Raw genomic sequence first — 864 nt, 5'->3', positions numbered from 1 at the left:
CTATTGCAATACTTTGTTCGCTCGTCGGCGTGTAAAGCTGAACGAATGGGTAGCTTGCATCTTGTTGATAGCGAATAGCGGCAGACGAATCTGAGCGTGTAAACGCAAGTTGGTTGGTTGTCTTGGAATCAAATTCAAAGCAGTGATTTAAGCTTTGATTGGTGAGTGAATCACCCAAAGACAAACAGTCAAAAGCCAGTTTTTCACCATTGGGTAGGTCGTTTTCGTGTATGACCTCAGAGCAAGGCGACATAGCGAGTCCACATTGTGCTAGCTCAGTACCGAGTGAAAAATAAGGGTGCCAAGCATCTCCGAATGGGAAGGCGGAATCACCCAAATTAGAGACGGTCGTTGAGGAAGTGAGTTTACCCGTGGTATCGATAGTGAAGGTCACTTCAAGGTTGAACGCAAACGGGAAAGCAGGATGCAAAGATGACGTTTGATACTGCAACGTCACACTGGCGGATTCTTCAGTGGTTACGCTGTTTGTGATTGAAAAAGGTTGGTTGTAGAGCAGGCCGTGTACGGCGTGATCAGACCATGGAAAGTTAGCTGGGAGTTGATGGTTTTGGTTATCGAAACTGTAACGACCTAAGTTTAAACGGTTTGGAAAAGGGAATAATTTAGCACTGCGGGAAAAGAACGGATGTTGGTTGATCAGTTCATCATAATTCTGATAACCACAAATAAAAGAGAATGGACTGTTATTTACGGTATATTTATTAATAACAGCACCAAATCCATTGATTATTTGAAGTTCTATACCATGTTGGTGGTTTATTAATGTGACTGAGTCAATATTTCCAAATTTTTCATTTATAATTTTAAACATGTTGATGTCTCCATTTTAAAAAGATATTAACA

The 864-nt window shown here is 41.0% G+C and carries 1 protein-coding gene; it reads right to left on the bottom strand.

Features of this window, described 5'->3' with window-relative positions:
- Nucleotides 1-832: aldose 1-epimerase (locus tag AB4232_RS22215; RefSeq protein WP_372088030.1), on the bottom strand; the 832-nt coding region annotated here is incomplete at its 3' end.
- Nucleotides 833-864 lie beyond the last annotated feature (32 nt).

The organism is Vibrio sp. 10N.286.46.A8 (assembly GCF_041470165.1).
Taxonomy (GTDB): domain Bacteria; phylum Pseudomonadota; class Gammaproteobacteria; order Enterobacterales; family Vibrionaceae; genus Vibrio; species Vibrio tasmaniensis_A.
Note: the sequence above shows the minus strand (reverse complement) of the source record. Positions and strands in the feature narration are given on the sequence as shown.